Origin of the sequence: Sphingomonas sp. ACRSK, from assembly GCF_022346685.1 — a bacterium.
Lineage (GTDB): Bacteria > Pseudomonadota > Alphaproteobacteria > Sphingomonadales > Sphingomonadaceae > Sphingomonas > Sphingomonas molluscorum.
The window spans coordinates 1-12,319 of record NZ_JAKRNR010000030.1 but is presented as its reverse complement, the minus strand read 5'-3'; the positions used below and the strand labels follow the sequence as shown (position 1 = coordinate 12,319).

The 12,319-nt window shown below is 66.3% G+C and carries 14 protein-coding genes; 3 read left to right on the top strand and 11 right to left on the bottom strand.

Translation table 11 applies throughout. From position 1 onward, the window contains the following. Positions 1-6 precede the first annotated feature (6 nt). Together MHZ35_RS14555 and MHZ35_RS14550 are read right to left on the bottom strand one after the other, a co-directional pair. Positions 7-1,332, bottom strand: a complete 1,326-nt coding sequence (locus tag MHZ35_RS14555; RefSeq protein ID WP_239436299.1) for a DNA cytosine methyltransferase — start codon at positions 1,330-1,332, stop codon at positions 7-9. Between the two features lie 292 nt (positions 1,333-1,624). Further along, entirely contained in the window at positions 1,625-3,052 is a 1,428-nt protein-coding gene (locus MHZ35_RS14550; RefSeq protein WP_239436298.1) for a hypothetical protein, read from the bottom strand. A 131-nt stretch (positions 3,053-3,183) separates the two neighbouring features. Here MHZ35_RS14550 and MHZ35_RS14545 point away from each other — a divergent pair, with 131 nt between their 5' ends. Continuing rightward, the gene (locus MHZ35_RS14545; protein ID WP_239436297.1) at positions 3,184-3,984 is read left to right on the top strand and encodes a hypothetical protein; all 801 of its coding nucleotides are present in this window, start codon (positions 3,184-3,186) and stop codon (positions 3,982-3,984) included. A 39-nt stretch (positions 3,985-4,023) separates the two neighbouring features. On the opposite strand, the gene rlxS is transcribed toward MHZ35_RS14545, so the two are convergent. The 6 genes from rlxS to MHZ35_RS14515 form a co-directional block, all read right to left on the bottom strand. Next, positions 4,024-5,988 (bottom strand): relaxase/mobilization nuclease RlxS, encoded by a 1,965-nt coding sequence (gene rlxS, locus MHZ35_RS14540; protein ID WP_446741058.1) that lies wholly within the window; start codon positions 5,986-5,988, stop codon positions 4,024-4,026. Positions 5,989-6,239: 251 nt separating this feature from the next. Continuing rightward, positions 6,240-6,599, bottom strand: a complete 360-nt coding sequence (locus tag MHZ35_RS14535) for a hypothetical protein (protein ID WP_239436295.1) — start codon at positions 6,597-6,599, stop codon at positions 6,240-6,242. A gap of 222 nt (positions 6,600-6,821) precedes the next feature. After that, positions 6,822-7,433, bottom strand: a complete 612-nt coding sequence (locus MHZ35_RS14530) for a lytic transglycosylase domain-containing protein (protein WP_239436294.1) — start codon at positions 7,431-7,433, stop codon at positions 6,822-6,824. Further along, the gene (locus MHZ35_RS14525; protein WP_239436293.1) at positions 7,421-8,002 is read right to left on the bottom strand and encodes a S26 family signal peptidase; all 582 of its coding nucleotides are present in this window, start codon (positions 8,000-8,002) and stop codon (positions 7,421-7,423) included. Before MHZ35_RS14525 ends, MHZ35_RS14530 begins: the two co-directional genes overlap by 13 nt. Next, entirely contained in the window at positions 7,999-8,229 is a 231-nt protein-coding gene (locus MHZ35_RS14520) for a helix-turn-helix domain-containing protein (protein ID WP_239436292.1), read from the bottom strand. The genes MHZ35_RS14525 and MHZ35_RS14520 overlap by 4 nt, the downstream gene beginning before the upstream one ends. A 124-nt stretch (positions 8,230-8,353) precedes the next feature. Next, positions 8,354-8,653, bottom strand: coding sequence for a DUF736 domain-containing protein (locus MHZ35_RS14515; protein WP_239436291.1), 300 nt, complete (start codon positions 8,651-8,653; stop codon positions 8,354-8,356). A 364-nt stretch (positions 8,654-9,017) separates the two neighbouring features. On the opposite strand from MHZ35_RS14515, the gene MHZ35_RS14510 reads away from it, so the two are divergent. Together MHZ35_RS14510 and MHZ35_RS14505 are read left to right on the top strand one after the other, a co-directional pair. Beyond that, on the top strand, positions 9,018-9,293 hold the full coding sequence (locus MHZ35_RS14510) for an HU family DNA-binding protein (protein WP_239436290.1): 276 nt from the start codon (positions 9,018-9,020) through the stop codon (positions 9,291-9,293). Next, positions 9,290-9,643, top strand: coding sequence for a hypothetical protein (locus tag MHZ35_RS14505; RefSeq protein ID WP_239436289.1), 354 nt, complete (start codon positions 9,290-9,292; stop codon positions 9,641-9,643). The genes MHZ35_RS14510 and MHZ35_RS14505 overlap by 4 nt, the downstream gene beginning before the upstream one ends. A gap of 103 nt (positions 9,644-9,746) precedes the next feature. Here MHZ35_RS14505 and MHZ35_RS14500 read toward each other — a convergent pair whose 3' ends face one another. The 3 genes from MHZ35_RS14500 to MHZ35_RS14490 form a co-directional block, all read right to left on the bottom strand. Next, positions 9,747-11,486, bottom strand: a complete 1,740-nt coding sequence (locus MHZ35_RS14500) for a ParB/RepB/Spo0J family partition protein (RefSeq protein WP_239436288.1) — start codon at positions 11,484-11,486, stop codon at positions 9,747-9,749. Positions 11,487-11,562: 76 nt separating this feature from the next. After that, positions 11,563-11,988 (bottom strand): DUF2958 domain-containing protein, encoded by a 426-nt coding sequence (locus MHZ35_RS14495; protein ID WP_239436287.1) that lies wholly within the window; start codon positions 11,986-11,988, stop codon positions 11,563-11,565. Then, positions 11,985-12,260, bottom strand: a complete 276-nt coding sequence (locus MHZ35_RS14490) for a zincin-like metallopeptidase domain-containing protein (protein ID WP_239436286.1) — start codon at positions 12,258-12,260, stop codon at positions 11,985-11,987. The genes MHZ35_RS14495 and MHZ35_RS14490 overlap by 4 nt, the downstream gene beginning before the upstream one ends. Positions 12,261-12,319: the final 59 nt, after the last annotated feature.

The window sequence follows — 12,319 nt, the reverse complement described above, 5'->3', positions numbered from 1 at the left end:
CCCTGGCTACGCGATCGCAGCAATCTGCTGCCCGCCGCGCGCACCCAGGAATTCCGACCGCTGCCCGGCAATTTCTGCAAGCAGGTCCTTCAACGCGATACCGAGTGCCCGCGCTAGATACGGTGGCACGGCATTGCCCACTTGCGTGTATCGCGGGCATTCGCGCGTGCGCCTATGGCCCCCAGTCGTGAACTTGCCCGTGAACCGAAACCAATCGGGAAACGACTGTAGTCGAGCACATTCGCGTACCGTCAGGATGCGAGGCTCCGAGTAATGGAGGATGTCGTCGGGCAATGTCGTAATCGTCGGTGCAGGCTCCCCGGCTGCCATCGGATAGATCCTGTGCTTCTTGAGGCCGTAGGTCTTGCGGCTCGCATCATCCATCCGAACGCCTTGGCGACATTCCGAGATGATGCGGCCAAAGCGCTCCTGCACGTCCTCGCGGTGGCGCGCCAGACGCATGCTGTTCATCCCACACGGCGCGTTCGCATGCATCAGCAACTGGTATGCAGTTCGAGGTGCACGGTAGGATGCCTCCTGGAAGCCACGCGGTGACTCCGCGTCTTCGCATGCGACAAGCTTGGCGCCGGCGACCTCGAGGTCGGATATGGCCGCGGCACTACTTACCGTCGCCGGGAGTCCAAGCTCCGCAAGCTGCGCGGGTCCAGCCAGCTCGAGCAACTCGAACGCCCTGCGGGGCCCGCTCGGCGCCCATCGCAAGAGGTCCTTGCGAACGCCAATGGCGATCAGCCGTACCCGCCGCTGCGGTACGCCGAAGCGCGATGCGTCGACGAGTTCGCCTTCTACCGCGTAGCCTGCCTCATCAAGGCTCTCGATCAGGCGGTCGAAGAAGGATTGGCGCCTTGGCGCCTCTGGCGATGGGACGAGTTCAATGACGTTCCGCCTGTGATGGATGACCTTCATCCCAGGCACGTTCTCGAGGACGAGGAGCTTTGGCTTCAGCGCCTTCACTACCTCGACATACTTCTCGAAGAGCATGTTCCGGGGATCTTCCTCCTGCCGGCGGCCGGCAAAGCTAAATCCCTGGCAGGGCGGCCCGCCCGCCAGCACGTCGATCTTGCCACGAAGCGCCAGCAGGTCTGGCTTGTGCCGCTCGAGAAGCTCCTCGATGCCCCAAGCCTTTCGCTCCAGCCACTCGGGCCAGGAGAAGGCTGACGGACCGGCGGGGTCATCAAGGAAGTTCGCGGAGAATGTTCCGAACGCCATTGGATCGCGCTCGATTGCGAAGCGGCCAGAAAATCCTGCCAACGACAAGCCAAGCGACAGGCCACCACAACCGGAGAATAAATCTGCAAAGCTAATCTGGCTCATTCTAGCCATTGTCCCCCGAACACTGCGCACCGCACGTCCATCCTAGCCAGCAGCGCGTGCAATGTCTCCAATAAAGCCATGGGCAGTCCAAGTTCGAAAGGGGTCGCAATCGCGCCCACCATTAGAACATAACAGGAACAGAAGCGAGACGCAAGGACTGGGTGCAGCCGCCCACAGGATGTGCAGCCTATCGCCTCCACGTCGAGATTGCCTCAATCCTGGAGGATTTGGACGATCGGCTGGAGCTATATCCTTTGAGAGCCGCGGCTGCCCCGACCGCGCGCGGAGCTGCTTATTCCTCCGGGCGTAAGGTCCACATCATGTGCGTACCGTCCTTGGCGGCGGCGAGGATTTTCGCAACATCGACCGGGGCGAACTGACGCGTGACCGACCCGAGCGGGTAAAAGTCCGGCGTGAAGCTGCGCAACCGTCCCTCCTGATCGAGGAAATGATGCGCCGCGTCAGGGAACATGTCGGGGTCGAGCGGATAACGTGCGTTTGGATTGTGATAGACGCTAATGCCCTCGGTCCAGCTCTCCTCGTAACCGGGTGCGTTGACGATCACTCGAAACATCTTGGGGAGCTGCGCCTTAAGGCCGTGAGCGATGTTGGTGCCCTCGCGGATCATCAGGACGCGGCCGGACCCGAAGCCTGCTTTGAGACCCATCCGATTGAACTTGGCGATGGTACCTGCAGTGGTAGAGATAACCGCGCTGACATGCGCGGCGTCGGGCTGGCGGAAGAATCCGGACGGGATCGTCTTCCCCTCGAAGCTATGCGTCTCGACGACCTTCGTGACCCATTCGATCGACCCATCGCTGCCCGGGCCGGGCCCGGCCTCCACCTGGATCCCGTAGAGATATCGCTCGAGCGCAGAGCGCGTATGGATCATCGAGCCGGGCTCGGAGAAGTCGGCAACGGCGAGGACGAAGGGCTGGCCGGCGACGTTCGGCCGCTCCCAATAGCGCTTTGCGAGCTTGCTAAAGAGCGCGCTGCCGAACTTGATCGGCATGTAGTCCTTCAGGAAGCGCAGCTGGTCCTCGGGAGTCGCGCGAACGGGCGGCGGGACCACAGACCCGCCCTTGCGGGTCGGCCCGACGGTGACTGCCTCCATCGTGAAGCTACCGCGCAGGCCCGAGCAGACGAAGTCCGGCACCGGGTCGGAGCGGTCGAGCTCGAAGCCATTCTCGATTAAGGTGGCGAACAGATACAACTCCCAGACTCGCTGGTCGAAGCCGGTCGTCTGGAACTGCTCGATGAAGTTGCCATCCACGTCCTCGTACCAGCGCATCATCGGAGCGATGATGCCTTTCGCGGGCGAAAAGCTCTCCTCGGAGATCAGGACCGCGAGGTCCGCGTTGAGCGGGCTGGCGGGCTTGACCGGCGCGAAGAAGTCGATCGCGGCGCCCTTCTCGTCCCCTTGGTGGTGCGCCTCTGGCTCTGCCTGCTCGGCAGCCGCAAGGGCGGCCGCCAGGTCAGCCCTTGCCTCCTCCGGCGTCTCGACGAACTCGGTCATGCCCGCGCTGCGATATCGCAGCCGCGCGTCGGGCGCGAAGATCATCCCGAAGAAGTCGCGGTCGGGGATGTCCTGGATCAGCATGCCGAGGATGCTGCCGCCATCGGCCTCGAAATATTCCAACTCACGCCCGAAAATCTGCGCGATCGGCAGCCGGGCATAACCTGCGAACGCATCGAATCGAAGCTTTGAGATAGACCTCATGGGTTAGCATCGCCCACTGACGCGAGAGAGGCTAGGAGCTTTGCGGCCGCTGCCTGCCGGTCGCACCGCTTGCTGGCCTTCTCATCGGATATACCTCACATTCTTGTCCGATGAGATACCGCTTTACCAGCTTGCAGGCGACGATCGCGAAGCTTCTCGAAGCCGAGTACTTCCTCGCAGGCATGACGAGGAGCCAAGGGGCCGAGTTCGGCTACAACCTGAACGCGTTCCTGGCGGCGTGTCGAAGCGTGACCTTCGTGATGCAGAAATCGCTGTCCAAGGTTGCGGGCTTCCACGCATGGTACGGTGACTGGCGGGAACGAATGAAGGCGGATCCCGCGATGGGGTTCTTCCTCGAGCTGCGCAACATATCGCAGCACGAAGGCCCCGTGTCCTATGTCGGCGGATCGATTCCGTATCCGCCGGGCTGGACCTATCGGTTCGCCGGCAACCGAGAGGCAGTGCCGTCGGTGCTCGTCGGACGTGACATTGCCGCGGCATGCGGCGAGCACCTCGCCAAGACCGCCGGGGTTGTCGACGGGTTTCGGGTGGCGTTCCCGCACGAAAGCTGCATCCATGCCGCGTTGACGACAGAGGGTATGGCAAGGCTCGGTTACTCGCTCGACGACGTGGGTGCGCTGCTAGGTCTGCCGCCCGGATATCTCGAAGTCGGCGAGGCGATCGGCATCGAGGATAAGCTTCGAGCGCTCAGGGGGGAGTTCGACCCGATCGAGGCCGACGAGCTCGAGCGACTGGCCCAGGGACGCTTCCAGCATGGAGGCGATTCCCTGATACTCGTTGCGTCGACCGGCGCCGACCTCACCGACGACGTGGCGCGGCTGATGGAAGGTGGCGAGGAGGCACCGCTCGTCCCGCGCATGGCGTTCCTGACTGCGCTCAGCCGGCGCATCCAGGAAATCGACGGCGAATGAGGCAGACTTCGCCATTCACCCCGGGGCAGGCGACGAGCATCAACTGATTGAGGGTCCAGCACGGCCGCGGCCGAATTGCCAGCTGATACCATCGGTCCGCAATACTCCCGAGGCAGCCTTGCCTATGTTGTGCTCAAGCAAATCGCGCCACGGAACCAACGTGAAATCGCGCGATCGTTCGACCAGCGCGTGCGGGCCGCTTTCGAGATCGACGCGCCGCGCGATCACGCCCTCGATGTGCTCGCCGATCCGGGCCGCCTCGAACCGCTTGCCGAGCTGCCCGGTAAGCCGCCCGCCGGCGTTCTCCAGCTCGCGCCGCCGCAGGGCTTCCTTGGCGCCGCTGCGCAACCGAAAATCTTGGCCGTGGCCATCGGCCAGTTGCTGTTCGATGAGCCACTGGCGGCGGGCCGCCAATGCCGTTCGCACCTCACGGCCGAAACCGGCGTCGCGCGCAGTGCTGGACGGGCCCGTCTCGAGCTCCCGATCGAGCCAGGTCGGGGCCTCCTTCGCAACCAGTTCGGCGATCGGCGTCGGCGACAGAATGGCGAGGGTCACCGGCCGGTCGCGCTGCTGCCGCTGGGCGAACGCCTCCGCCCGGGCGAGATGGTCGTGCGGAACGGACCAGCTGCCGTCCGTTTGCCGTACCGGTCCCGCGCCGGCGCGCCGCATCGCTTCAAGCCGGCGGACGTGGCTCGCCGCGAACGCCTCGCTCGCGTTCGGATCGTGCCGCAGATGCAGGTCGATCGAGTAGCGCCCATCATTGGCGCGGGCGACCGCATCGATAGTGCGGTCCGCCTGAGTCACCTGGGCCTTGGTCGGGTCGATCCGGATGGTCGCATTCTCGGGCACCGATGGCGTCGCATCCCCCCGCCCGATGTCGACATAATGAACCCGGCCATCGGCGCCGTCGACCATCACATAGTGCCGGTCGCGATGCTCGTCGGAAAAGCCCCGACTGATCAGCCGCCCAACGATCGCTTCACGCAGCTCGGTCGCAACCACCTGCTCGACCCCGGCGCGGTCGAGCAGGCGCGCGGTCAGTTCGCGCTGCATGAGCCGGATGACGTCGCCGCGCTCGCCCATCCGGCGCAGCGTCTCCTCCAGCCCGTCAGCAAGCCGGTAGCGACCACCGCCGACATCCTCGACCAGATCCATCGCCTTGAGCTTGCGCAGCCGTCCGGACGTGACCGATTGCTGGAATGGATCATTGTCCGTCGCCGCCACGGTTCGGTCGGCGTCCATGCGGCGGATCAGCCGCCGGTCGATCGCGGTCAGTCGCTCCTGGTCGACATCATGGCGGAGGCGGGATTCTATTTCCTGGTCAGTGCGGGGGCCAAGGTCGAGCGTCACCAGCTCGGACGCGCGTTCGCGGAGCCCGTGCGAAATATACTCGCGCGCGATGATGAGATTGTCGCCGCGATCATCGACGCCGCGCAGGACGATATGGGTGTGCGGGCGCTCGGTGTTAAAATGGTCGACCGCGACCCAATCGAGCCTGGTGCCGAGATCCTGCTCGACCTGGGTCATCAACCGACGGACATAGGGCTTGAGGTCGGCATATTCGGCGCCGTCCTCGGCCGAGACGATGAAGCGGAACTGATGCCGGTCATGGGCCGTCCGCTTCAGGAAATCATCGCCATCCGCGCGATCGGTCTCGGGACCGTAAAGCTCACCGGGCAATCCCTCGCGGGTGACCCCGTCGCGCTGGATGTAGCGCATGTGCGCGCGGGCGACCTGGCCGGCTTTGCCCTGAAGTCGGATCAGGCTCGCCTTCACCACCGCCCGGCGACCACGAAAACCGGCAAGCCGGTCGCGGCTGGACAGCAGTCGCCCCATGCTTGCGCCGCGCCCGATCCGGCTGCCGTCGAAGCGGCGGGCCTTCACCCCGGTCTTGGTCCCGGCGAGGCGCGCGGCTGTGAGGATGCGCCCGCCATATTTCGTGGCGCGTTTGCCGTCCTTGCTCCGGCTCCTGCCCAGCTTCGGCTTGAAATCATCGTCAGGCATAGAAGAGCCCCGGAATCTCGCGATTTTGGGCCAAAAATGGCGGATTTTCGCCATTCCTTGCGAAACAGTCTCGCAGCCGCGGGCTGCTATCTCCCGAAAAAAGGATGTGCAGACAAAGGCTTAGGAAGTGTCGAGAGACACTGCCTTTATCTTGTTTACCCTTTTCCCCTTCCTCCCCTCCATCCCGGCTCAAAAAAGGGGGAGAGACGACGCCGAACCGACGCCGCCTCTCCCGGTGCAATTCGCTGCGATCAGTGGGCATCGAGCATCGCATCCCGCGCCCGAACCAGCGACCTGAACTGCCGGCACCCCATCATGCCATGGGTGTTACCATCGCCATCCACGAGCATGGTGGCGCAGAACCATTTTCCATCGAGCCGCCCGCAAATCGCGATCCGGTCCAGTTCGAATTCCTCGTTGTCGATACTCTCATAGGCGCCGATCCAGCGCTCCTCGCCCCTCGCATCCCAGCGAAAATCCGCTTCCTCCGCCTCCAGAAACCGATGCGCCAATGCCTCTCCTGCACCGCGCCCAAACTCCAGTTCCAGCCCTGAAACCAGCGCCGCCATCACGCGATCCGACGCCGTTCCGATGCTCTGAGACATGTCCATTGTGACCTCCAACGCTACTATCCTCACCATCGAGAACGGCGTTAGAGAGACGGGTGGCGGAGCGGCTGTCAGGGCCGCGCAGCGCCGCGAAGCGGACGTGGGGGGAACCGATTTTCGAAGAAAATTGGGGGGGACCCGCGGGCCTTGATAGCGTTCCGCTACCCGTCATGCTGGGTCTGTCGAGACGAGCTTCCTCCCTCTCCGACACGCACGACATCGCGATCAATCCCGCTGCGACAGCGCGACGAAAAGCGACGACGCTGGGAAAGGATTAGCCTCCGCTGGACCAATCGCCTGCACGTTCCTGCGCTCCGCGAAGATCGATGGCGGTGGGGCTGAACGCACCGGCGCGGGCACCGGGCCGGGTACGGCAGGCGCGACGCTGGCGAGGTAGCCGACCGTCTCGGACGGCAGCCTGACCCGCCCAGCGAGATAGTCTGCATAGCGCTTCGGACCGGCGTTGTAGGCGGCGAACAAACCGGGATAGCCGAACCGATCGTACATCAGTCGCAGGTAGAGCGTGCCGGCTAGGATGTTCTCGCGCGGGTCGTCGGGGTTGTTGCCAAGACCAAGCCGGGCACGCATGTCGGCCCAGGTCGGCGGCATCAATTGCATCAGGCCCATCGCACCCGCCGACGAGCGGATCGGTCGCCCGGCTAAGGTCGTCCGCCCACCGCTTTCGGCCCGCATCACGCGCTCGATCCACGCAACAGGCACGCCGAACCGGTTCGATGCCTCGACGATATAGGGGTGCCAGTCGGCAACGGTTTCGCCCCGCGCGGGACCGGCGAACGCCAGCGTCGCGGCGGCGATCCAGAGCCTTATCGCGCCCATAGCAGCCGCGCCTTGCCGATGACGTCGCTGCCCTCGGTCACCCCGAAATAGCGCCCGTCGAACGATGCCGGGGTGTCCATCAGCAGGAAGAGCTGGCGCCCGCGCAGTCGGACGCAGCCCGACCACATCGGCATCGGCCGGTCCGCGCCATCGACGGTCGATCGCTCAGCGGTCCATCGTCCGCTGACGAAGATTTCCTGCCCCAATGCGCAGACCTCGTCGCCGGCAGCGGCCGCGACGCGCTTCACCAGTGGGACGTTCATCGGCAGGTAGCGGCGGGTCGCGGCGAGCCGGCGCCACGGGTCGGGCACGCGCGCGATCACCATGTCGCCGGGCTCCGCCGGACTCCCGGACGTCACCGCATAGAGGCCAACCGGGGCGCTCGCGGAGGCATTCCAGACGAGGCGAGGCGCCGGCGGAAACAGGACCGATACGAGAAGAACCGCGCTACCCGCAGCCAGGACCGCGGCGCGCCTGCCGAGCTTGCGCCGCCGGACCTTCGCGGCCCGGAGCGCGTCCCCCCATGCAAGCAGCGGCGCATCTGGGCTGCCTTGCGCGCGCCGGCTCACTTGCCCGACTCCCGAGCGCCGCTATCGCGGCTCCAGCTGTCGAGGTCGTCGATATGATACTGGACGAAGCGGCAATGGCGGCGAAACGCCGGCCCCTTGCCGTCGCGCCGGAGGCGCTTGAGCGACTTGGACGAGATCTTGAGATAGGCCGCCGCCTGGTCGGTGGTGAGGAAGGGCGAGCCGCGCTTGGCGCGGCCCGCGCGGTCGATGTCGCTGTCGTCTTGCATCGTGGTCGGGGTCCGAATCTGGAGCGGCGGTGAAAGTGCCGGCGCGTCCCCGAGCCTCGCCAACCCGACCCGGCAGCGGGAGTGTCGAACCGATTTCCGGTTTCGACACCCCCGGCCGAGCTGGTCACCGGGACCAGATGAGCTTCCAGTCCGAGCCGTCGCCCTGGACGAGCTGGGCGTAGATCGGCGACGGCAGCGAAGGATCGTCGAGCTTCAGCGAAAGATACTCGGTGCCGGTCTCGCGCGCGGCCTTGGTCCAGCCCGCGCCGATCTCCACGGCGCCGGCGAAGACGCGATGGTCGGGTGCCTTGTCATTGTCGCGATCGATGGGGCGGATGGTCGCCTTGACGTTGAGGGTGAGGGTCCGGATCGAGCCCGAGAAGATGCCGGATTCGTCGCGGGTGAAGGTGCCGATCTGTGCCATGATGTCAGTTCCTTTTGCTCACGAAGCCGCCCGTTGCGGCCTCGACAGGCGGACATCGGCGGCAGTCAGGACGGGGCTGCATCCGCAGGACCGAAGCGTGAGCGGAGGACGCGGGAGAGCGGGCTTTCTTGGTCCGCGAGGAGGGCGCGCCCGCGCGCCCGGGGAAGAAAGTTCGCGGCCGCGTTGCGGCGCCGGACAGTCTGCCGCAGGCCGCCTTGTCAGGAGAGGCCGTCGGGCGGTGCGCCGGAAAAAGATGCGTTCCAGGCCCAGTCGGCGTTACCCGTAAACGCGAATATCTTGTCTCTGCGAGGCGTCGGTTCCGCGTCCCTTGGCGGAGCCGGCATCCATCACACCAGGGGCAATAATGACCAGCAAGGACATCGCCGACAGGCTTGCGGCGGCACGCGGGATCAGCAAGGCGGAGGCGCGCGCGACCGTAACGGCGGTGCTCGATGCGATCGCGGACGGCATCGCTGGTGGCGATGTCGCGCTCGCCGGGTTCGGCCGCTTCTCGGTCTCACGGCGCGGCGCACGGCCGGGACGCAATCCGCGTAGCGGCGAGACCATCGTGATCGGTCCCTCCAGCCGGGTCGGGTTTCGTGCGGCGAAGGGCTTGAAGGATCGGCTGGATCGTCGATGACGCGGTCGGTTTCCGATCTGGCGGACGGGCTGATGCGCGATGCAGCCGGGCTGCATCGGCGGGCGGATGCCTTGCTGGAGACGATCGAGACGATGCTGCCCAACCGACTCGCGGCAGGCGCCGCGGCGCAGACCGCGCTCGACCACCTCGCCGCCGCCGCAAGCCTGGCGAGACGCTCGGCGCGGTCGCTCGAAGCCGCGAACATGCGCCTGCAACTGCTCGGCGCCGTGATCGCGGCGCTGTCGGTCGCGCTCGAATCGGGGTCCGGCGAGGACGATGCCGCGCTCGCCGAGAACGCCCGGCAGCTGCGCCTCCTGCTCCACGATTGCGCCGGCTGCCGGCCAAACTAGCCGCGCGCCGAGGCCCACAGCCGAGGCGCGCGGCGCGAATTCCGGCTCCGACGGAGCCGGGATGGCGCGGGCGGACCAGTCTCCCGCCCGCGCCATTTTCCGGTCAGGCGGCGAGCTTTTCCGGCTCGGGTTCCGGCTCGATGCGCTGGGCGCGGGCGGCTGCGCCGACCGTCCCCACGCCACCGCGCGTGGTGTAGGCGGCGGGCGGGAAACGCATCCAGCGCGGCACCCAGCGCTCGACCTTGGCGCGGCCGTTATCGCCCTCGATATGATCGCGGGCGATCTTCTTGACGGTCTTGGCCTTCTCGCCCTCGTTCGCCTTGGCGACCGCCTCGCCCGCGATCTCCGCGAGCAGCGCCTGCGCCACCTCGCGGTCGCGGACCAGTTCGAACAGGCAGGCATCGGCCTGCCACCAGTCGGCCATGTCGATGCCGAGATGGCTGCCGACCGCATCGACGGCGGCGCTGCCGACCGCCAAGGTCTCGCCCATCGCGACCGCGACGATGTCGAGGACTTGCGGCTCGGGAAGCTCCAGCAGCCGATAGAACAGCTGGCACAGGCCATGGTCGTCGCCGTTGCCGCCAGTGATGGTCGGTTCCTCGTCGGATAAGCCGAGCACCGCCAGCACCGCGCGCCGATGCTCGTCGAACCGCGTCTCGCCGGGCGAGGTTTCGACGCTCTCGCGCACCTCGTCGTTGCGGGTCGATTGCGGATCGGGCCGCACGGTCCACAGCGGTGATCCGACGATCACATGCGCGACCATCAGGCGCAGCGCCACCCCGGAATGACCGCACATTGATGCGCGCACTGCGGTATGGCGATGCAGGTCGATATAGGTCTGCATCGCACTGGTGATCTCGGGCCGCGCGGGCTTTGCGCCGCTCTCGACCGGCTCGCCGCGCGCTGCGCGGCGGGCCTCGGCGCAGGTCAGATAGCCCTCGTGGAAGACCACCTCGCCACTGGCGCGGACATCGACATAGACGCGCCCGCCCTTGCGCTTCGCGGCCTTCTCATGCTCCCAGCTGTCGAACCGTTCGGACGGCGGGACGATGACGACATCGCTCCAACCCGCCTCGAGATAGCCTTCGCGGCGCGCGTCGATGGCGGCGTTCTGCGCGGCCCAGAAAGCGTCCGCGTCGGCGAAATAGCGCTCGTCGCCGAACAGGTCGGCGACCAGCGCGCCGCCGTATCCGTCAAGGTCGAACAACGCATGGGCGGCGCTGATCGACTGCCCGCCGAGCAGCCAAGCCTTGAGGTTGTGGCCGGTCGGGACATAGGCGTTGGGGTCGTCGAGTAGCGCCACCCATGCGCGCTGCTGCGCCTTGCTCGCCATCGTCAGGTGGCGGATGGTGGCGCGGTCGATCTCCTCGCGGCGGTAGAGGTCGCGGACGCGTGGCATGAGATTGCCGAGCGCCAGCACGCGCCGGATGGTGAGTTCGGGAAGCCCGAAGGTCTCGGAAATATCCGCCACCTCGCGGCCCTCCTTGACCAGCCGCGTGAAAGTTTCCCACTGCGTCACCTCGTCGGCGTCGAGCCTCGCCAAGTTCTCGATCATCGACGCCTCGATGGCGGCGGCATCGTCGCCCGCCGCGAGGATGCGGCACGGCAGCGGCTCGGCCTCGCCGGTTTCGGCGGCGACCAGCTGCGCGGCGTGGAAGCGCCGCGCGCCAGCGACGATCTCGAAATCGCCCTCGGTCTGGCCGGCGCGGACCAGCAGGGTCTGGATCACGCCGCGCTTGCGGATGGTGGGGAGGATGTCGCTAACATCGGGTGCCTTGCGGCTGTGCCGCATGTTGGTCTTGCTGACCGAAAGCCGGTCCTGCGCGATGAACATAAGAGTCATGGTCTTGCTCCTTGCGTAGAGCCGAACCCCGCCGGGTCCGGCGAGAAGGGCGACGGACGCACCGCCGCCCGATGCGTCATCCGTTGCCGGATGCGTCGGGCGGCGGCCCGATTTCCTGTCCCTGCGACATCCGGCGCAGCAGCGCCTCGCCGTGGATAATCGACCCGGCGCGGCGGCTCCACGCGGCCCAGACCGACAGCGCGAACCGGCCCTCGAACGCGATGTCGCGCTCGATCCGCGTTCCATAGGGGAGCCGCACAGAGGCGATTTCAGTCAGGCTGAACGGGCCAAGCTCGGGACAGCCGAACCCGAGGTCGGCAAGGCCGAACAAGGTGTCGTCATCGTCGGCAAGTTCGGTTGCGAGCCAAGTCGCCGCGCCCAGCGGATTGAACAGCTTAAGCAGCGGCACCGGATCGAAGCGCTCGCCGTTCACATCGGCGGCGCGGCGGTTGATGTCGTTCGCGCGCAGCGCGAAGCGAAGCTCGGGGGGCAGGAGGATCATGCCGCGATCCTTTCCGCAGCAGCAGCCTCGACAGCCTCGCGGTAGCGCGACAGCAGCCAGTCGGCGGCCTTGCTCGCCGCGCTGGCGGCGCGGAAGATCGCGCGATTGTCCTCGCGCAGCACGGCCAGCCAGCTTGCCAGATAATCGCCGTGGCGGACGGTGGGGACGATGCCGAGCGCGGCGCAGAGGAAGGCCGAGCCAAGTTCGGCGACATATCCTGACAGTCCAGCCCCAATGTGAATTCCAGCAGCATTTTCCCGACCCGGTTTCATGCTGCGATCTCCTCGGACTGAGGCTGCTGAGCGTGCATCCAGTCAGCGGCGGCCTGAGC

Coding starts and splice junctions, on each gene's coding strand:
- MHZ35_RS14555 (WP_239436299.1), bottom strand. CDS start 1,332: ATGAGCCAGATTAGCTTTGCAGATTTATTCTCCGGTTGTGGTGGCCTG.
- MHZ35_RS14550 (WP_239436298.1), bottom strand. CDS start 3,052: ATGAGGTCTATCTCAAAGCTTCGATTCGATGCGTTCGCAGGTTATGCC.
- rlxS (WP_446741058.1), bottom strand. CDS start 5,988: ATGCCTGACGATGATTTCAAGCCGAAGCTGGGCAGGAGCCGGAGCAAG.
- MHZ35_RS14535 (WP_239436295.1), bottom strand. CDS start 6,599: ATGGACATGTCTCAGAGCATCGGAACGGCGTCGGATCGCGTGATGGCG.
- MHZ35_RS14530 (WP_239436294.1), bottom strand. CDS start 7,433: ATGGGCGCGATAAGGCTCTGGATCGCCGCCGCGACGCTGGCGTTCGCC.
- MHZ35_RS14520 (WP_239436292.1), bottom strand. CDS start 8,229: ATGCAAGACGACAGCGACATCGACCGCGCGGGCCGCGCCAAGCGCGGC.
- MHZ35_RS14515 (WP_239436291.1), bottom strand. CDS start 8,653: ATGGCACAGATCGGCACCTTCACCCGCGACGAATCCGGCATCTTCTCG.
- MHZ35_RS14510 (WP_239436290.1), top strand. CDS start 9,018: ATGACCAGCAAGGACATCGCCGACAGGCTTGCGGCGGCACGCGGGATC.
- MHZ35_RS14505 (WP_239436289.1), top strand. CDS start 9,290: ATGACGCGGTCGGTTTCCGATCTGGCGGACGGGCTGATGCGCGATGCA.
- MHZ35_RS14500 (WP_239436288.1), bottom strand. CDS start 11,486: ATGACTCTTATGTTCATCGCGCAGGACCGGCTTTCGGTCAGCAAGACC.
- MHZ35_RS14495 (WP_239436287.1), bottom strand. CDS start 11,988: ATGATCCTCCTGCCCCCCGAGCTTCGCTTCGCGCTGCGCGCGAACGAC.
- MHZ35_RS14490 (WP_239436286.1), bottom strand. CDS start 12,260: ATGAAACCGGGTCGGGAAAATGCTGCTGGAATTCACATTGGGGCTGGA.